At 34.9% G+C, this 17515-nt stretch carries 20 protein-coding genes; 18 read left to right on the top strand and 2 right to left on the bottom strand.

The genetic code is table 11. The annotated features are described in order from the left end of the window. The first annotated feature begins 9 nt into the window (after positions 1 to 9). The 15 genes from atpG to CAV_RS06730 all read left to right on the top strand — a co-directional run bounded on the left by atpG (position 10) and on the right by CAV_RS06730 (position 11959). Positions 10 to 891, top strand: coding sequence for an ATP synthase F1 subunit gamma (gene atpG, locus CAV_RS06800; RefSeq protein WP_094325768.1), 882 nt, complete (start codon positions 10 to 12; stop codon positions 889 to 891). 15 nt (positions 892 to 906) lie between these two features. Continuing rightward, positions 907 to 2304, top strand: coding sequence for a F0F1 ATP synthase subunit beta (atpD, locus tag CAV_RS06795; protein ID WP_094325767.1), 1398 nt, complete (start codon positions 907 to 909; stop codon positions 2302 to 2304). 3 nt (positions 2305 to 2307) lie between these two features. Further along, positions 2308 to 2700, top strand: a complete 393-nt coding sequence (gene atpC / locus CAV_RS06790; RefSeq protein WP_094325766.1) for an ATP synthase F1 subunit epsilon — start codon at positions 2308 to 2310, stop codon at positions 2698 to 2700. Between the two features lie 2 nt (positions 2701 to 2702). Then, positions 2703 to 3254 carry a MotA/TolQ/ExbB proton channel family protein gene (locus CAV_RS06785; RefSeq protein WP_094325813.1) on the top strand — a complete coding sequence of 184 codons (552 nt, stop codon included), beginning with the start codon at positions 2703 to 2705 and terminating at the stop codon, positions 3252 to 3254. Between the two features lie 3 nt (positions 3255 to 3257). Continuing rightward, the gene (locus CAV_RS06780) at positions 3258 to 3644 is read left to right on the top strand and encodes an ExbD/TolR family protein (protein WP_094325765.1); all 387 of its coding nucleotides are present in this window, start codon (positions 3258 to 3260) and stop codon (positions 3642 to 3644) included. Between the two features lie 2 nt (positions 3645 to 3646). Then, positions 3647 to 4417 (top strand): TonB C-terminal domain-containing protein, encoded by a 771-nt coding sequence (locus tag CAV_RS06775; protein ID WP_094325764.1) that lies wholly within the window; start codon positions 3647 to 3649, stop codon positions 4415 to 4417. After that, on the top strand, positions 4418 to 5623 hold the full coding sequence (gene tolB / locus CAV_RS06770; protein WP_094325763.1) for a Tol-Pal system protein TolB: 1206 nt from the start codon (positions 4418 to 4420) through the stop codon (positions 5621 to 5623). Positions 5624 to 5692: 69 nt separating this feature from the next. After that, the gene (locus tag CAV_RS06765) at positions 5693 to 6178 is read left to right on the top strand and encodes an OmpA family protein (RefSeq protein WP_094325762.1); all 486 of its coding nucleotides are present in this window, start codon (positions 5693 to 5695) and stop codon (positions 6176 to 6178) included. An 8-nt stretch (positions 6179 to 6186) separates the two neighbouring features. Continuing rightward, positions 6187 to 7059 carry a tetratricopeptide repeat protein gene (locus CAV_RS06760; RefSeq protein ID WP_094325761.1) on the top strand — a complete coding sequence of 291 codons (873 nt, stop codon included), beginning with the start codon at positions 6187 to 6189 and terminating at the stop codon, positions 7057 to 7059. Positions 7060 to 7072: 13 nt separating this feature from the next. Continuing rightward, a complete protein-coding gene (locus CAV_RS06755) occupies positions 7073 to 7627 on the top strand; it encodes an FKBP-type peptidyl-prolyl cis-trans isomerase (protein WP_094325760.1) in 555 nt (184 codons plus the stop codon). Continuing rightward, positions 7627 to 8550 carry an ACP S-malonyltransferase gene (gene fabD / locus CAV_RS06750; protein ID WP_094325759.1) on the top strand — a complete coding sequence of 308 codons (924 nt, stop codon included), beginning with the start codon at positions 7627 to 7629 and terminating at the stop codon, positions 8548 to 8550. The genes CAV_RS06755 and fabD overlap by 1 nt, the downstream gene beginning before the upstream one ends. Beyond that, a complete protein-coding gene (locus CAV_RS06745; protein WP_094325758.1) occupies positions 8547 to 9233 on the top strand; it encodes a 5'-methylthioadenosine/adenosylhomocysteine nucleosidase in 687 nt (228 codons plus the stop codon). Before fabD ends, CAV_RS06745 begins: the two co-directional genes overlap by 4 nt. Then, positions 9230 to 9982, top strand: coding sequence for a PP-loop family protein (locus tag CAV_RS06740; RefSeq protein WP_094325757.1), 753 nt, complete (start codon positions 9230 to 9232; stop codon positions 9980 to 9982). The genes CAV_RS06745 and CAV_RS06740 overlap by 4 nt, the downstream gene beginning before the upstream one ends. After that, entirely contained in the window at positions 9982 to 10521 is a 540-nt protein-coding gene (locus tag CAV_RS06735) for a cysteine hydrolase family protein (protein WP_094325756.1), read from the top strand. The genes CAV_RS06740 and CAV_RS06735 overlap by 1 nt, the downstream gene beginning before the upstream one ends. Positions 10522 to 10603: 82 nt before the next feature. Continuing rightward, complete coding sequence (locus CAV_RS06730; RefSeq protein ID WP_390088979.1) at positions 10604 to 11959, top strand: hemolysin family protein; 1356 nt, start codon at positions 10604 to 10606, stop codon at positions 11957 to 11959. On the opposite strand, the gene CAV_RS06725 is transcribed toward CAV_RS06730, so the two are convergent. Beyond that, complete coding sequence (locus CAV_RS06725; protein ID WP_094325755.1) at positions 11960 to 12166, bottom strand: cbb3-type cytochrome oxidase assembly protein; 207 nt, start codon at positions 12164 to 12166, stop codon at positions 11960 to 11962. Between the two features lie 39 nt (positions 12167 to 12205). Continuing rightward, positions 12206 to 14563, bottom strand: coding sequence for a heavy metal translocating P-type ATPase (locus tag CAV_RS06720; RefSeq protein ID WP_094325754.1), 2358 nt, complete (start codon positions 14561 to 14563; stop codon positions 12206 to 12208). A gap of 110 nt (positions 14564 to 14673) precedes the next feature. On the opposite strand from CAV_RS06720, the gene CAV_RS06715 reads away from it, so the two are divergent. The 3 genes from CAV_RS06715 to rfaE1 are packed head-to-tail and all read left to right on the top strand — an operon-like array spanning position 14674 to position 17511. Then, positions 14674 to 15192, top strand: a complete 519-nt coding sequence (locus CAV_RS06715; protein WP_094325753.1) for a D-glycero-alpha-D-manno-heptose-1,7-bisphosphate 7-phosphatase — start codon at positions 14674 to 14676, stop codon at positions 15190 to 15192. Beyond that, positions 15189 to 16139, top strand: a complete 951-nt coding sequence (gene rfaD, locus CAV_RS06710; protein WP_094325752.1) for an ADP-glyceromanno-heptose 6-epimerase — start codon at positions 15189 to 15191, stop codon at positions 16137 to 16139. The genes CAV_RS06715 and rfaD overlap by 4 nt, the downstream gene beginning before the upstream one ends. Beyond that, complete coding sequence (gene rfaE1, locus CAV_RS06705) at positions 16132 to 17511, top strand: D-glycero-beta-D-manno-heptose-7-phosphate kinase (protein ID WP_094325751.1); 1380 nt, start codon at positions 16132 to 16134, stop codon at positions 17509 to 17511. Before rfaD ends, rfaE1 begins: the two co-directional genes overlap by 8 nt. Positions 17512 to 17515: the final 4 nt, after the last annotated feature.

Raw genomic sequence — 17515 nt, 5'->3', positions numbered from 1 at the left:
AGGCTTTTTATGGCTAGTTTAAAAGAAATAAAAAGAAAGATAAAGAGTACAAACAACACTCAAAAAACAACTAAAGCCATGAAGCTTGTTTCTTCAGCTAAGCTTAGAAAAGCTGAAGAAGCGGCTAAAAGATCTAGGCTTTATGCACAAAAAATAGTTGATGTGTTGTCTGAGATATCTTTATCTATAAATAAACTTGCAGCGATAGATAAACGTTTTTTATTTTTCAACAAAAGAGAAGTAAAGACTGTTGATATTATATTTATAACTGCTGATAAGGGACTTTGTGGTGGTTTTAATTTAAAAACTATCAAAGCGGTTACAGAATTAATGCAAGATTATGAGAAAAAAGGTATAAAGGTAAGACTTAGAGCTGTTGGTAAAAAGGGCATAGAATTTTTTAAATTTCAAGGAATTCCATTATTCAAAAGTTATTTACAGCTTAGTTCTAGTCCTACTTATGAAAAATCTTGTGAGCTTATCCAAGATGCTGTGCAAGACTATATAGATGGAAATTGTGATGAGGTGTATATAGTGTATCATGGGTACAAAAATATGATTACTCAAGAGCTTAAAGTAGAACACTTAATACCTGTCGAGCCTAGCAAAATTCAAGCTGAGGCACAGTCATCTTCAGCCTTAGATACCGAACCAGAAGATGATGCTTTGATTAACGAGCTTTTAAAGACTTATTTTGAGTATAATATGTATTTTGCTCTGATTAATTCTTTAGCGGCCGAACATAGTGCTAGAATGCAAGCTATGGATAATGCTAGTAAAAATGCGAAAGAAATGGTTAGAATGCTTGACTTAGCGTATAATAAAGCTAGACAAGCTTCTATTACTACCGAGCTTATAGAGATTATAAGCGGTGTTGAATCTATGAAATAAAAGGGAGTGTAATATATGCAAGGAATAATTTCTCAAGTTCTAGGTCCTGTTGTTGATGTGGATTTTGAAGGGTATCTGCCTAAAATTAATGAAGCTTTAGTTGTTAATTTCGAAGCTGAAGGTAGGAAAAATAAATTAGTTTTGGAAGTTGCTGCTCATATTGGAGACAATAGAGTAAGAACCATATCTATGGATATGACAGAGGGTTTGGTAAGAGGCATAAAGGTTGAGGCAACCGGTAGTCCTATATCTGTACCGGTTGGCGAAAAGGTTTTGGGTAGAATTTTCAATGTTACCGGGGACTTGATAGACGAGGGCGAAGAGGTTGATTTTGATAAAAGATGGATTATACACAGAGACCCTCCTCCTTTTGAAGAGCAAAGCACCAAGAGTGAAGTCTTTGAAACCGGTATAAAAGTTGTAGATTTATTAGCCCCTTATCAAAAAGGTGGAAAAGTAGGTTTGTTTGGCGGTGCTGGCGTTGGAAAAACAGTTATCATTATGGAATTAATACACAATGTCGCCTTTAAACATAGCGGTTATTCAGTCTTTGCTGGTGTTGGAGAAAGAACAAGAGAAGGTAATGACTTATATAACGAAATGAAGGAAAGTAAAGTATTAGATAAGGTTGCCTTGTGCTACGGCCAAATGAATGAACCACCGGGCGCTAGAAACCGTATAGCACTTACAGGTCTTACTATGGCTGAATATTTTAGAGATGAAATGGGTCTAGATGTTCTTATGTTTATAGATAATATTTTCAGATTCTCTCAATCAGGTTCCGAGATGTCAGCCCTTTTGGGAAGAATTCCATCAGCTGTTGGTTACCAACCTACGCTAGCTAGCGAAATGGGTCGTTTTCAAGAAAGAATTACATCTACAAAGAAAGGTTCTATAACCTCTGTTCAAGCTGTTTATGTTCCTGCAGATGACTTGACTGACCCTGCTCCGGCAACAGTTTTTGCGCACCTAGACGCTACGACAGTTTTAAATAGAGCAATTGCTGAAAAAGGAATTTACCCAGCTGTTGACCCTCTTGATTCTACTTCCAGAGTTCTAAGCCCTCATATTATAGGTGAAGAGCATTATAATGTAGCTAGAGGCGTTCAATCAGTACTTCAAAAATACAAAGACTTGCAAGATATCATTGCTATCTTGGGTATGGATGAATTGAGCGAAGAGGATAAAAGAACTGTTGAAAGAGCTAGAAAAATAGAGAAATTTTTATCTCAACCTTTCTTTGTCGCCGAAGTTTTTACAGGAAGTCCGGGTAAGTACATTAGCCTAGAAGATACTATAGCTGGATTTAAGGGCATTTTAGAAGGAAAATACGACCACTTGCCTGAAAACGCTTTTTATATGGTAGGAAATATAGAAGAAGCTATAGAAAAAGCTGAAAAATTAAAGGGATAATCCATGAGTTCTTTAGTTCATGTAGAGATTGTAACTCCTACAGGAATGATTTTTAAAGGCGATGTTAAGATGGTAGTTTTGCCGGGTAGCGAAGGCGAATTCGGTGTTTTGAAAGGACATGCTTCTTTGCTATCATCTTTGAAGGCTGGTATTATAGATATTGAAAAAGAAGATTCTAAGCATGAATTGATTGCCATTGATTCTGGATATGCTAAAGTGGATGAATTTAAGGTTGAAATTTTGGCTAAAGGAGCAGTTTCTATAAATGGCTCAGATGAAAGCGAGATAGCTCAACATTTAGAGCAAGCCAAAGAGCTTATCAGGTCTATGAGTTCTGATAATGTAGCCTTAGCTTCTACTTTTGCAAATATAGACAAAAGGTCAGGATTAAAGTAGTGATAGAATTCTCATCTATCTTACATTTTTTAAGAGAGTCAACCATTATTACGTATGTAGTTTTGTTCTGGCTTTCTTTGTATTTTTTATTGTCCCTTACCATTCTTTTTTCAAGACTTACATACATAACTGTTTGGACATCAAAAGAAAAAGATTCCTTAGAGGATTTGCTAACTAAGCAAAAAGATATTACTCAAACTGAGTCTATATTACGAAAATGTCAAGAACCAAGTAAAAACCACCTAGAAATTTATAAAAATTTAGCGGAGAAAAAAGCCACCGTTGGTCTTACTTGGCTTAGTATCATCGCTTCTACTTCCCCATTTATAGGTCTTTTTGGCACTGTTGTTTCTATATTAGAAACCTTTGGTGGCTTAGGTGGGCAAAATTCTTTAAGTATTATAGCACCTAAGATTAGTGAAGCATTGGTCGCTACAGGTTGTGGTATTTTTGTAGCTATTCCAGCTTACACCTTTCATTTGATAATAAAACGAAGAGCCTTTGAGCTTTTAAGTGTGATTGATAGCGAGATTAAAATTATAGCGAAGGCTTAAGCTATGTTTTTGGACGAAAAACCAGAGTTAAATATAACTCCTTTAGTGGACATTATGCTAGTTTTATTAGCCATCCTTATGGTAACTGCTCCTAGCATAGTTTATGATGAGAAAGTGAATTTGCCAACAGGTTCTCAAAAAAGCTCTAGCATAGCGACTGTCAAGAGTTTGCTTATAACTGTTAATGCTAAAAAAGAGGTTTTTGTAAATGATAAGAAATTTGATTTTATATCATTTGCGGATAATCTAGCCTTGCTTAAGAACCAATTTAAAACAGATGAGCCGGTTTTCATAAGGGCTGATAAGAATTTAAAATACGATGATGTTATGTTTGTTTTAAGAACTGTAAAAAATTTAGGTTTTAATAAGGCAGCATTGCAAACGGAGTAGGTGTGAAGGATTACGGCTTAGGTTATGTAAATTCGTTTTTATTAGCCTTGATATTTTATATCTTAATATTATCATCTATATTTTTACATTTTTCTATATATAAATCAAATGCCGTTAAATACACTGATATTAAAGATAGTTTTGTGGATGTTGATTTGGGTTCTTACGCAAATAAAATTTCTAAAACTAATCAAAACATACAAGAACAAGAGATTACGCAAGAAAACCAAACCCAAGGCAAAGAAACCACTAATAAAGAAGTTGAAACACAAGATGTTAAACAAGAGGCCAGCGATATAAATTCGCTTTTTGGAAATTTAAAAGATTTTCAAGAAGAAAAGACAAATAAAATACAGTCTTCAGAAAAATCAGTTAAAAATTCTACAAATAAACCCCAAGAACTTTCAAATCTTTTTAACAGCTTAAACGATAATTTGTTAAAAACAGAAGATGAAAAGGTTGGCGAGAGCAGCCAAAAACAAATGACCGGAATTTATGATGAATTTAGAGGAAAGGTAAGAAGAATTTTAGAGGAGAGGTGGAGACTGTACGAGGCTAGCGGAAATTTTGCAGTTTTGGTGAAGTATTACATAGATTCTGATGGTAAATTTGGCTATACATTAGTTGAAAAAAGTTATAATGAGGACTTTGATGCCAAGGTTTTAGAATTTTTAGGGAATTTAAGCGGCAAATTTATAGCTTATCCGCCTAGAAATCTTAAATTCGAAGGCTCAATGAATTTAAGCGATAAAGTTACTGTTGGGAGCGTGTAAATGGCTAAATTTCTTTTAGTTTTTGTATTTTTTATTTCTTTTGCTGTGGCTGATGATAATGTTATATCGGTTACAAACGAGAGTGTGAGCTTGCCAAAGATTATACTTAAGGATAGTTCTGAGCTTAGCGACAAAACACTTAAAAATAATTTTTACAATATTTTGTTAAACGACCTTAAAGTAAGCTCAAATTTTGAAGTGTTAACAAGTGGCGATGAAAAGGCCAATTATGTTTTTGAATATTTTCTTGCTAAAAGCGGAACTAACTTAAATTTGCGAGTTATTATTAGAGCCGATGGTAAAGAAAAGAGCAACAAAACTTATTCTTTATCAAGTCTTGAGCAGTATCCATTCTTAGCACATAAAGGCGTTAAGGATTCTGTAAAAGAATTGGGTCTAGCACCTGTTGAGTGGATGGATCATAAAATTTTGATTGCAAGAGCAAATGGAAGTAGAAAAAGTCAAATTATAATGGCAGATTACACTCTTACATATCAAAAAGTGATTGTTGGCGGAGGCTTAAATCTTTTTCCTAGATGGGCTAATAAAGAACAAAATGCCTTTTACTACACAGCTTATGACCACAATATCCCAACGCTTTATTTGTATGATTTAAACAAAAACAAAGCAAATAGAATTTTATCAAGTGGCGGTATGTTGGTTGCGTCCGATGTGAGCAGGGACGGAAGTAAAATTTTAGTTACTATGGCACCAAATGACCAGCCCGATGTGTATTTGTATGATTTGAATAAAAAAATGCTGCAAAAAATCACCAATTATTCAGGCGTTGATGTGAATGGAAATTTTATAGAAGATGAGAAAAAGATAGTGTTTGTTAGTGACCGCTTGGGCTATCCTAACATTTTCATACAAGGCATAGGGGCTTCAAGTGCCGAGCAGCTAGTTTTTCATGGCAGAAATAATACAGCTGTATCTACATACAAAAATTATTTAGTATATTCAAGCAGAGAGCCAGAGCAAAGAGGAGTATTTAACATATATCTTATGAGTACCAAGAGTGATTATATAAGACAGCTCACCGCTAATGGAAAAAACCTTTTTCCTAGATTTTCAAGTGATGGCGGAAGCATAGTGTATATAAAATACTTGGGTAGCGAAACGGCTTTGGGTGTTATTAGGGTAAATGCCAATAAAAGCTTTCATTTTCCACTCAAGGTTGGAAAAATTCAGTCGATTGATTGGTAATTTTATTTATTATTAATAATTTTTTAGATAAAATATAGGTTAAACATTACAAATTTTGAAAGGAAAGCAATGAAAAAACTTATTCTTGTTTCAGTTGCAATCTCTGCGTTAGTTCTAGCTGGTTGTGCTCCTAGAACATCTACTAAGGTTGATTCTTCATCTACAGCAGGCACTGCTGGCGGAGCTTCAGGCGGTAGTGATGTATTTGGTAGCTTATCAAGTGGCTTGGGTAAAATCTATTTTGATTTTGATAAATATGAAATCAGGTCAGATATGCAAGCTGTAGTTAGTGCCGGTGCAAACCTGCTTAAAGGACAAGCTACAAGTGCTAAGATAACTGTTGAGGGACACTGTGATGAGTGGGGAACTGATGAGTATAACCAAGCTTTAGGTTTAAGAAGAGCTAATTCTGTTAAGAGAGCTTTAACAACTCTTGGTATAGACTCTAAGCAAATAGCTGTTAAGAGCTTTGGAGAGTCAGCTCCAGTTTGTACAGACAAAACTCCAGAATGTGATGCTCAAAACAGACGTGCTGAAATTAAGGTTGGTTTATAGTACCATTTATGAAAAAATACTATCTAGTGGCTCTGTTATTTGGAGCCACCTTCGCTTATCCCGAAAGTTCTGCCTTTGACGCTGGCAATATAAACAACACTTCGACCTACGGTTTAACACAAAACGAACAAATTATCAAAAATAGACTTGATACTCTACAAAATGAGTATTTGCAAAATTCTTCTAAGATAAATTCGATTTCTGAAAGATTGGATGGATTACAAAGTACCTTAGAAGGTGTAAATTCTCAGTATGCTAAAACAAATTCAAGATTGATTTACATGGAAGATAAAGAGGCAAATTTAAGCCTAGAATTACAAACACTTAAAAAACAGGTAAATGATCTTAGAAAAAGTCAAGAAAATAATGCTAAAGAAATTAAAAAAAGTTTAGATGAGATAAGTAAAATTCTGCAGTTAAAAACAAGCGATATTAATATAACTATAGAAGATGACAATAGTAGCAAAGAGCTTCCTGTTAAGAAAGAAAAGGAAGTTAAAAAAGATGATGAATCTTGGAAGAAAAAGAGCAATGATAATATATTAAATTTAGCTATGAAGGATTTTAAAAGCAAGAAAACTTTAAATAAAGCCAAGGATAAATTTGAGTATTTACTCTCTAAAAATTACAAACCTGCTAGGTCAAATTTCTATCTAGGCGAGATTGAGTATAAGCAAAAAAAATACGCAAATGCCATATCTTACTACAAACAATCAGCATCTTTGTATAGCAAGGCAGATTATATGCCAACGCTGCTTTATCATACTGCCATAAGTCTTGATAAGGTAGGGGATACAAAGAGCGCAAATAGCTTTTATAAAGCTTTAAAGTCTAGCTATCCAAATAGCCCGGAAGCTAAGGCCTCACCAAATCGAAAATAAAGGAGAAAATATTATGGAAAAAAATACAGTTGTTTCTATGTTTTACGAATTAAAAGACGCAAATACAAACGAAGTTTTAGAATCAAATCTATACTCAGAGCCTATATCTTTTATCTTGGGCAAAGGACAAGTATTAGAAAGTTTAGAAGAGGAAATTTTAAAACTTGATGGTCCTTGCAACGCAGACTTTGTTATAAAAAAAGAAAAAGCACTTGGAGAATATGATGAAAGTGCAGTTCAAACTTTGCCAAAAGAACAGTTTGCAGGAATAGAACTCAAGGTAGGAATGGAGCTTTTTGGTGAAAGTGAAAACGGCGAAACTGTAAGAGTTACAGTAAAAGAAATAAAAGATGACACAGTAACTGTTGATTATAATCACGCCTATGCTGGCAAGGATTTATTGTTTTCTTTAAATATACTAGATGTAAGAGCTGCAACTGAGGATGAAATTTTAACAGGTATTGTTGCTGGTTCCAGAAGTTGTGGTTGTGGGCACAGCGATGGTGGTTGTTGCGGTGGCGGCGGTCACGGACATCATCATGGTCACCACGGTTGCGGTTGCCATTAATGAAAACTGTTTTTTTATTTCCTGGTCAGGGTTCTCAGTGCGTTGGCATGGGAAAAAGTTTTTATGAAAATTCAGTAAAAGCTAGAGACTTTTTAAACAATGCTAGTGATTTTTGCAAAATAGATTTTAAGCATTTGCTTTTTGAGGAAAATGATAAATTAAATTTAAGTGAATTTACTCAAGCAGCCGTTGTCTTAAATTCTTTAATGGCCATTTTAGCCTTGCAAGAACAAAGTCCTGAGATAAAAACTGAGTATGCATTGGGACATTCTTTGGGCGAGTTTTCAGCTTTGGCTGTGCAAGGTGCTTTAGAGTATTTATCCGCGGTAAGTTTGGTAAATCAACGCGGTAAATTTATGCAAGATGACTGCTCTAAGATAGAAGCTTCGATGATGGTTGTTCTTGGCCTTGAGGATAAACTTGTTGAAGATATTTGCAAAGATATGCAAGATGAAGGCAAAAAGGTATATGCTGCAAATTATAATTGTGACTCGCAAATAGTAGTTGCTGGTTTAAAAGATGATTTATTGTCTTGCGAGGCTGCGTTTAAGAAGGCTGGAGCAAAAAGAGCAATGCTTTTAAATATGAGTGTGGCAAGCCACTGCCCGCTTTTGCAAGATGCTTCGTTAAAACTTGGAGTGGAGCTTGATAAGCTTTTAAAGGATGAATTTAAAGCGGTTATTTCAAATGTAAATGCCAAACCTTACACCACTAAAGCACAAGCTCTAACCTTGCTAAAAGAGCAGCTGGTTAAGCCCGTGTTGTATAAGCAAAGTATCAAATTTATTGAGGATGAGGCGGATTGTTTTATAGAATTTGGTGCTGCTATACTTAAGGGGCTAAATAAAAAAATCACTCAAAAAGAAACTTACTCAATAGTGTCTATGAGTGATATAGACGAAGTTTTGAAGGCTTTAAAATGAGATTAGCTATTTTGGGCGCTATGCCAGAGGAGATAAGTCCTTTACTTGATGTTTTAAAAGATTATGAAAAAGTGGAGTATGCTAACAATACTTATTATATCTCATCTTATAAAAACCACGAGCTGATACTTGCGTATTCTAAGATAGGTAAGGTAAATTCAAGCCTTAGTGCGGCTGTTTTGATAGAGAAATTCAAAGCGCAAAAGCTTTTATTTACCGGCGTTGCTGGTGCTTTTAACCCAGAGCTTGAAATAGGGGACTTGCTTTATGCTACAAAGCTAGTTCAATACGACCTAGACATAACAGCCTTTGGTCATCCTTTAGGTTTTGTTCCGGGAAATGAAATTTTTATAAAAACAGATGAAGCTTTAAATGAAATAGCCTTGCAAAGTGCAAAAGATTTAAAAGTGGAGTTAAAATCCGGCATTATCGCTACCGGAGATGAATTTATTTGCGATGAAAAGAAAAAGGCTAGGATTAGAGAAATTTTCAATGCAGACGCTTGTGAAATGGAAGGAGCCTCGGTAGCCTTGGTTTGCGATGCTTTAAAAATTCCTTGCTTTATACTAAGGGCCATTAGCGATAAGGCTGGGGAAAAAGCTGAATTTGATTTTGATGAATTTGTGGTAAATTCGGCTAAAATTTCTGCAAATTTTATACTTAAAATGTGTGAAAAGATATGATAAATTTAAGCAAGAGATTGATTAGGCAAGTAGCGCAGGCAAACGCTAAGTATTCTTTGATACAAGATAAGGACAGGGTTCTTTTGGGACTTAGCGGAGGCAAAGATTCTCTAGCTTTAGCGCACTTGTTAAATAGAATGCAAAAACACGCCCCATTTTCTTTCGAGCTTAAGGCTGTTACCTTGAGTTATGGTATGGGAGAGGATTATACCAATCTTAGCAAGCACTGCAAGGAACACGGCATAGACCATGAGGTTATAGATTCAAACATATATGAAATTTCAGGCGATACCATACGAAAAAACTCAAGTTTTTGTAGTTATTTTTCACGTATGCGAAGGGGTGCTTTATACACTTATGCTTTAGAAAATGGCTTTAACAAGCTAGCCATAGCACACCATCTAGATGATGCTGCGGAAAGCTTTTTTATGAATTTTATACATAACGGTGCTTTAAGAACGCTAGCTCCTATTTATACTAGCAAAAGAGGGGTTGTTGTTATAAGACCTTTAATCTTTGTTAGGGAAAGACAGCTAATAGACAATGCCGTGTCAAATTCCTTGCAAGTTATAGGAAATGAATTTTGTCCTGGTATGAAGTTAAGCGAAAGAAATGTTAAATTCCCGCACGCAAGACAGGAAGCAAAAGAGCTTTTAGCAAGCATGGAAAAAGAAAATCCAAAGCTTTTTACCAGCTTAAAATCAGCCTTTGAAAACATACACAAGGACAGTTTTTTTAAAGCTGTGTGATGAAAAAAGCACTCGTTGTTGTTGATTATCAAAATGACTTTATAGATGGTAGCTTGGGCTTTGAAAAAGCTGCGTTAATAAAAGAAAATATTTTATCCTTGCTTAAAAATTTTAATGGCGATTTTTTATTTACCTTTGATACTCATTATGAGGATTACTTAGATACAAGGGAGGGTAAAAATTTGCCTATCTTGCATTGTCAAGATGAAAGCTTGGGACATAAGATGCCGTCTGATTTTGATATTTATTTAAAAAAGGCTAGAAAAATTTTTAAAAAGCAAAGTTTTGGCAGCTTAGAACTTGCAAATTTTATCAAAGAAGAGCAGTACAAAAGCATAGAATTTTGTGGTTTGGTTTCTCATATTTGCGTATTTAGCAATATCATCTTAGCCTTTAACGCCGCCTTAAATGCAGAAATTGTGTTACATCAAAATGCTTGTGCTAGCTTTGATGATGAGCTAGAAGAAGCAGCTTTTAAGATACTAAAAGCTTATGGGGTTAAAATTTTAAGCACTACTTTGACACCTACCGTAACATAAGCCATTTAATGAGATATATTTAAGTTAAATTTACTTAGTATTTGTTATAATGTGAAAATTTTTTGTTAAACAAGGAGATTTTTTGGACCCCAGTCAGAGTATTGTAGCAACTACAAATGTCGCGGTGAATTCTAGTTTGGACTTAACTTATTCTTCTTTTATGATTATCCTAGCTCTTGTTTTTGTCCTTTTAAATGGCTTTTTTGTTCTTTCTGAATTTAGCATTATCAAGGTTCGCAGGTCAAAACTTGAAGAATTCGTGAAAGAAAAAAGAGTAAATGCTAAAATGGCTCTTGAAGTTTCATCAAAGCTTGATACTTATTTAAGCGCTTGTCAGCTTGGTATAACACTGAGTTCCCTAGCACTTGGTTGGATAGGAGAACCAGCCATTGCCAAGGTGCTTGAGTATTGGTTATCTCCTCTTTCTTTGCCAGCAGCTTTAATCCACACCATAGCCTTTGTTATAGCCTTTACCTTAATCACACTTTTACACGTAGTAATTGGTGAGCTAGTGCCAAAAAGCGTGGCTATAGCGATAGCCGATAAGACCGTTTTAATCGTCGCAAGGCCTTTGCATATATTTTGGTTGCTTTTTTTGCCATTTATAAAAACCTTTGATTTTCTAGCTTCCATTTGTCTTAAGATGATAGGCATCAGGCCTGCTAGTGAAAGCGAGCTGGCACATTCTGAAGAAGAGATTAAAATTATAGCCTCGGAAAGCCAAAAGGGCGGCGTGTTGGATGAATTTGAAACCGAGCTTATAAGAAATGCTGTTGATTTTTCCGACACTGTTGCTAAGGAGGTTATGACGCCTAGAAAAGATATGATTTGTCTTAGCAAGTCTAAAAGCTATGAGGAAAATATGCAAGTAGTTTATGAGAGCAAGCATACTAGGTTTCCTTATATAGACGGTTCAAAAGATAATATTTTAGGCATTATTCATATAAGAGATGTGGTTCAAAATGAGCTTAGCAAGGACAAGAAAAAGACTTTGGATGATTTTATTAGACCTATATTTTTAGTGCCCGAGAATTTAAGTATCTCTAAAATCATACTCAGAATGAATCAAGAAAGAACCCACACCGCCTTGGTTATAGATGAATACGGTGGCACGGCCGGCATTATCACCATGGAAGATATTATGGAGGAAATTTTTGGCGATATAAAAGATGAGCATAGCCAAGATGAACCTTATAAAAAGCTTACAGATGATGTATATGAATTTAAAGGCCGTAGTGATATAGAAACTGTTGAGGAGTTGTTGCTCATTAAATATCCTGAGGATTTAGAACAAGTTACTATAGGTGGTTATGTTTTTAATCTTTTGGGTCGCTTGCCTGTGGTTGGCGATAGGATAGATGATGAACTTTGCTATTATGAAATTAAGGCTATGCAAGGAAATAGCGTGGAAAAGGTCAAGGTGGTAAAAAAGAAATAACTAAGAGCTCTTTTTTCTTTTTAAGAGCTCTTTTTTCTTTTCCTCCATTCTTATGGCTTCTTGCAAAGCCTCCTCGCTGTCGTTTAGGCTTGTGAATTTGTAATCATCGTCAAACTGTTTATTTTTTATCCCCCAAAGCAAGGATGTTAAAGCTATAAAAAATATAAATATCGACACGCCAAGCATTAGCATTATAACAGCATTCATTTTTATCCTTTTAATGTAAAACAAAACTATAGCAAAAATTTATTTATTTTTTATCCTTAAAGAATTTAAGATAACTACCAGGCTGCTAAAAGACATCGAAGCAGCGGCTATTAGGGGGTTTATCAAGCCCAAAAATGCAAGAGTAATGCTAAGTGCATTATAACACAGGGAAAAAGTTAAATTTTGTTTTATGATTTTGTATGTTTTTTTAGCTAGTTTAAGTGAGTTTTCTACGCTTTTTAAATCACTTTTAAGCAGCAAAACATCGCTATTTTCCATGGCTATATCAGAGCCATTTTTAAGAGAAAAGGACACAGTGGCCACCTTTAAAGCTAGTGCGTCATTTATACCGTCGCCCACAAAAAACACCTTTTCTTTTTGATTAAGCTCTTTTATAACATTCATCTTGTCTTGGGGCAAACAGTTTGCCTTAAATTCCCTTATATCAAGCTCCTTAGCTATCTTGGCGGCCGCTTTTTCATTATCGCCGGTTAGCATTAGAATTTTTATGTTTAAGGATTTTAAGTAAGATAAAAGCCTCTTTGCTCCCTCTTTTATGCTGCTTTGAAATTCAAAGATAGCTAGAATTTCGCCATTTTTAGCAAAGATAAAATGAGTATCTTTTATTTCATAAGAACAAGTTATGTTGTTTTCTTTAATAAAATACAAATTTCCGCCCAAAAAGCTGTCTTTCCCAAGCCTTGCCTTAATTCCTTTTGCTCTTAATTCCTTAACATCTTCGAATTTCATATCTATAAATTTTGCGTCTTTTTCTAGTAGAAACTGCCTTAAGGAATTGCTCAAAGGATGTTTTGAAAGGCTTATAAAGCTTAAAAGCTCGTTTAAATTTAATTTATCGTTAAGCTTTGATTTTGAAATTTTAAGATTGCTATCAGTAAGCACTCCCGTTTTGTCAAACACGCCCACGGTGCATTTTGATAACTCTTCTATGGAATTTGGGTTTTTAAACAAAATTTTCATTTTTAAAGCAGAAAATAAGGCGCTAAGTGTGCTAATAGGCGTTGCCAGAGCCAAGGCGCAAGGACAAGATATTATAAGCACAGATATAGCATTGATTAAAGACAACTCAAAGCCAGCTTCTTTGTAAAAAAACCAAAAACAGAAGCATAAAAATGCCAAAAAAAGCACTGTGCGTGAAAATTTTGTATTGATTTTTTCAACTAGAGCTTGAATTTTAGGCTTATTGTTTTGGGCTTCCTCTAGTAAAGACACGATTTGGCTTAGCTTAGAATCCTTATAAAGACTTGTTGTTTTATACACTACATGACCATCAATCACTGTGCAAGCTGAGTTTACAATGCTATCTTTTTTTAGTAAAAGCGCTTCATTCTCTCCGTTTAGGCTTGAAGTATCCACGCTTGCTTCACCTTCTACACAAAGTCCATCTATTAGAATTTTATCCCCAGCCCTGAGCCTTACAAGCTCTCCCACATTAACCGCATACACATCTTTTGGGACAAAATCCTTGCCATCATAAACAAAAATTTTAGAAAGCAAAAACTCATTTAAGCCGTCCATGGTATCGCTTGCGTATTTTTTGCTTAGCACCTCTAAGTATTTTCCTACAAAAACGAAGCAAATTATCATAGCAACGGAATCAAAATACACATTAGGAAACCTCGCAAACATCGCCCACAAGGAGTATGCGTAGGCTAAGCTAGCCCCGCTAATTACTAGAAAATCCATATTGATTTGCTTAAATTTCAAAGCAGTATAAGCACTTTTATAAAAGCTAGAACCGGTGTAAAAAAGCACAGGAGTACATAAGATAAACTCAGCAAAATTCAAGATATCTTTAATGTCGCTTTGCATGCCGCTAAAAAGCCCAGCGTATTTTGCTATTGCTATCCACATGATATTCATCACGCAAGCTATGGCTACTATGAGTTTTGCGTAAAATTCTCTCTTAAGTTCTGTGCTTTTTATCTCTTGTTTTAAAGGATCATATGCGCTAGCTTTATAGCCTATGCAAGATATTAGCTGTAAGATTTTATCTAGACTAATCAAGCTATCATCATACACAACCTTTGCTTTGTGCGTTGCTAAATTTACTGTTGCTTCTAAAACCCCAGCTTCTTCGTTTAAAATTTTCTCATTAAGCCAGATACAAGCAGAACAATGTATATTGCTTATGTAAAGATAAATTTCGCAAAAACCGTCCTCATTTTTTCTAACAAAATTATCATAATTTTTATTGTATTCTTCTGTGCTTACGGGTTCTAGTTCGGTGTTTGAGCGAAGTTTGTAAAAATCTTGCCAGCCTTTTGAGTGAAGCAGCTTATAAACAGCCTCACAGCCCTTACAGCAAAAGCTTCCAAAATCATTTTTTATCATCTTAGCTTCATCAAAATCTAAGTTACAGTGTTTGCATTTCATTTTTTTCTTTGTCTTGAATTTTTATTATTATAGCGAATTTGTGTGTTTGTCAATTCTTTATTTTAAGATAGCTTTGAAGCTTTTTATCTATTTTTTGTATAATTATATTTATGAAAGCAAAAGCATTATTTTTAGACAGAGACGGTGTTATAAATGTGGATAAAAAATATGTTCACAAGATAGAGGATTTTGAATTTTTTGATGAAATCTTTGAGCTTTGTGAGCTTTTTTTAAAAAAATCCTACCTAATTTTTGTGGTAACGAACCAATCAGGCATAGCAAGAGGGTATTACACTGAAAGCGATTTTCAAAAACTAACTTCTTTTATGTGTGCTGAGTTTTTAAAAAGGGGTATAAAGATAAGCAAGGTCTATCATTGCCCGCATTTACAAGGTTGTTCATGCAGAAAGCCAGAAGCAGGAATGCTTTTAAAGGCAAAGGCTGAATTTGATATAAATATGAGCGAATCTACAATGATAGGTGATAATCTAAGCGACATGCAAGCGGGAAAAAAGGCCGGGCTTAAGGACTTGTTTTTACTAAATGAAGATGAGAGCTTAAAAGATGATTTTTATAAAAAATTTGCTAATCTAGCACAGTTATTAGCGTATCTAAAGGGAAATAAATGAGAATTTTAATAAGCGGCGGGGCTGGTTTTATAGGCTCAAATTTGGCTTTGAGCTTGCAAGATGAACACGAAATTTTAATCATTGATAAAATGCAAGGTGCTGAGTATTTTGAGAATGGAAATTTAAAAAGTTTGGGGCATTTTAAGAATTTATTAGACTTTCATGGTTCTTTGTTTGTAGCTGATATTTGCGATGAAATTTTTTTAGAAAAGATAAAAGATTTTAAGCCAGATGTAATCTTTCACAAGGCCGCGATTTCTGACACCACAGTTTATAATCAAAATGAAGTTTTAAAAACAAATTTAAATAATTTTGAAGCCTTGATTAAGCTTTGCATAGACTTAAATATCAAGCTTATTTACGCTAGCTCGGCTTCAGTTTATGGAGATGCAAAAAGTCCTCAAACTGTTGATATAGATGAAAGGCCGAAAAATCCTTATGCTTTTTCAAAGCTTATGATGGATAGGCTTTGTCAAAGGTATGAAAAAGAGCTTCATATAGTCGGCCTTAGGTATTTTAATGTTTATGGAGAGGGCGAATTTTATAAGGGCAAGACAGCTTCTACAATCTTGCAATTTGCTTTGCAAATTTTGTCAAATAAGGCTCCTAGGCTTTTTGAGGGAAGCGATAAAATTTATAGAGACTTTGTGTATATTAAGGATGTTGTTAATGCAAATTTAATGGCACTTGATGCTAAGAGCGGGATTTATAATGTGGGAAGTGGCGTGGCTAGGAGCTTCCAAGATATAGCTGATATCTTGCAAAAAGAGCTTGAAACAAATTTTGCTTGCGAGTATTTTGCTAATCCTTACACGAAAAATTACCAATTCCACACCCAAGCCAAGCTGGATAAAAGCTTTGCGTATGAGCCTAAATTTAGCCTTGAAAGCGGCATAAGCTCTTATTTGCCACACATAAAGTTATTTGCAAAGGAAAATAATGCTTGATTTTTTAAGCTCTAAAAGGCCTAAAATTTTAGTTGTTGGCGATTTGATGATTGATAATTATATTTGGTGCGATTGCACTAAGGTAAGCCCTGAAGCACCGGTTTTGGTTATGAACACCAAAAAGCAAGATAAAAGATTGGGCGGTGCGGCAAATGTGTATGCGAATTTAGAAGCTCTTGGTGCTGATGTTCTGGCCTTAAGCGTGGTTGGAAACGACGAAAATGGGGCATTTTTAAAGAAAAGCTTAAAGGGCTTGATACTGCTTGAAGATGAGAAAAAAACATCTTTAAAGACTAGAATTTTGTCTCATTCTCAGCAAGTTTTGCGTATAGATGATGAGACTGTTTGTGATACGAAGCTAGAAGAAGAGCTTTTATTTGGCTTTAATAAAATGCTAAAAGAGCTTGACGCTATAGTTTTAAGTGATTATGGCAAGGGAGTTTTAACGCATAGAATTTGTGCTTGTATAATACAAAAGGCAAATGAGCGTGAAATTCCAGTCCTAGTTGACCCTAAGGGCGATGATTATAGCAAGTATAGCGGTGCTACCTTGCTTACTCCTAATAAAAAGGAAGCTATGCAAGCACTGAAATTTAACTCTTTAAATGAGGAGAATTTAGAAGAAGCCATAGTGGAGCTTAAGGATAGGTTTAAGCTTAAATTCTCTATGATTACCCTTTCTGAAGCCGGCATAGCTATATACGATGACAAGCTGCACATCATACCTGCTAAGGCTAGGGAGGTATTTGATGTAACTGGTGCTGGCGATAGCGTGATTTCTGTAATGGCATTTTGCATGGCTTTAAAGGTGCCGCTTTTAAAGGCTTGTGAAATAGCAAATAAAGCCGCAGCAGTTGTGGTAAGCAAGATAGGCTCGGCTACCGTTAGCTTTGATGAGATAAGAAAATTTGAGAAAAATGACTTTGAGGAAAAGATTAAAAGCAAAGAGGAAGTGCAAAACATACTTAAAGATAAAACAAATATAGTTTTTAGCAATGGTTGCTTTGACATCTTGCATTTTGGGCATATAAAATACCTGCAAAAGGCTAAAAATTTGGGCGATATTTTAGTTATCGGTCTTAATTCTGATGCTAGTGTTAAAAGGCTAAAAGGAGAACAAAGACCTATAAATTCGCAGTTTCACAGAGCCTCTATGCTGGCGTCTTTGTATTTTGTGGATTTTGTGGTGATTTTTGATGAGGATACTCCGTATGAGCTCATAAAGGCTTTAAAACCTGATATCTTGGTAAAAGGTGCTGATTATGTGTCCAAAGAAGTTGTTGGTGCTGATTTGGTAAAAAGGGTAGAGCTGATAAAATTTGAGGATGGCTTTAGCACCACAAGCATTATAGAAAGGATAAAGAGCGAGTAAGCTT

The sequence above is a fragment of the Campylobacter avium LMG 24591 genome, from assembly GCF_002238335.1.
GTDB classification, from domain to species: domain Bacteria; phylum Campylobacterota; class Campylobacteria; order Campylobacterales; family Campylobacteraceae; genus Campylobacter_D; species Campylobacter_D avium.
Note: the sequence above shows the minus strand (reverse complement) of the source record. Positions and strands in the feature narration are given on the sequence as shown.

Excerpts from the sequence above, each read along its gene's own strand:
- rfaD (WP_094325752.1), top strand. The coding sequence starts at position 15,189 with ATGAGAATTTTAATAAGCGGCGGGGCTGGTTTTATAGGCTCAAATTTG.
- CAV_RS06745 (WP_094325758.1), top strand. The coding sequence starts at position 8,547 with ATGAGATTAGCTATTTTGGGCGCTATGCCAGAGGAGATAAGTCCTTTA.
- CAV_RS06740 (WP_094325757.1), top strand. The coding sequence starts at position 9,230 with ATGATAAATTTAAGCAAGAGATTGATTAGGCAAGTAGCGCAGGCAAAC.
- CAV_RS06780 (WP_094325765.1), top strand. The coding sequence starts at position 3,258 with ATGTTTTTGGACGAAAAACCAGAGTTAAATATAACTCCTTTAGTGGAC.
- tolB (WP_094325763.1), top strand. The coding sequence starts at position 4,418 with ATGGCTAAATTTCTTTTAGTTTTTGTATTTTTTATTTCTTTTGCTGTG.
- atpG (WP_094325768.1), top strand. The coding sequence starts at position 10 with ATGGCTAGTTTAAAAGAAATAAAAAGAAAGATAAAGAGTACAAACAAC.
- CAV_RS06735 (WP_094325756.1), top strand. The coding sequence starts at position 9,982 with ATGAAAAAAGCACTCGTTGTTGTTGATTATCAAAATGACTTTATAGAT.
- CAV_RS06720 (WP_094325754.1), bottom strand. The coding sequence starts at position 14,563 with ATGAAATGCAAACACTGTAACTTAGATTTTGATGAAGCTAAGATGATA.
- CAV_RS06725 (WP_094325755.1), bottom strand. The coding sequence starts at position 12,166 with ATGAATGCTGTTATAATGCTAATGCTTGGCGTGTCGATATTTATATTT.
- fabD (WP_094325759.1), top strand. The coding sequence starts at position 7,627 with ATGAAAACTGTTTTTTTATTTCCTGGTCAGGGTTCTCAGTGCGTTGGC.
- atpC (WP_094325766.1), top strand. The coding sequence starts at position 2,308 with ATGAGTTCTTTAGTTCATGTAGAGATTGTAACTCCTACAGGAATGATT.
- CAV_RS06765 (WP_094325762.1), top strand. The coding sequence starts at position 5,693 with ATGAAAAAACTTATTCTTGTTTCAGTTGCAATCTCTGCGTTAGTTCTA.
- CAV_RS06755 (WP_094325760.1), top strand. The coding sequence starts at position 7,073 with ATGGAAAAAAATACAGTTGTTTCTATGTTTTACGAATTAAAAGACGCA.
- CAV_RS06715 (WP_094325753.1), top strand. The coding sequence starts at position 14,674 with ATGAAAGCAAAAGCATTATTTTTAGACAGAGACGGTGTTATAAATGTG.
- CAV_RS06760 (WP_094325761.1), top strand. The coding sequence starts at position 6,187 with ATGAAAAAATACTATCTAGTGGCTCTGTTATTTGGAGCCACCTTCGCT.
- atpD (WP_094325767.1), top strand. The coding sequence starts at position 907 with ATGCAAGGAATAATTTCTCAAGTTCTAGGTCCTGTTGTTGATGTGGAT.
- rfaE1 (WP_094325751.1), top strand. The coding sequence starts at position 16,132 with ATGCTTGATTTTTTAAGCTCTAAAAGGCCTAAAATTTTAGTTGTTGGC.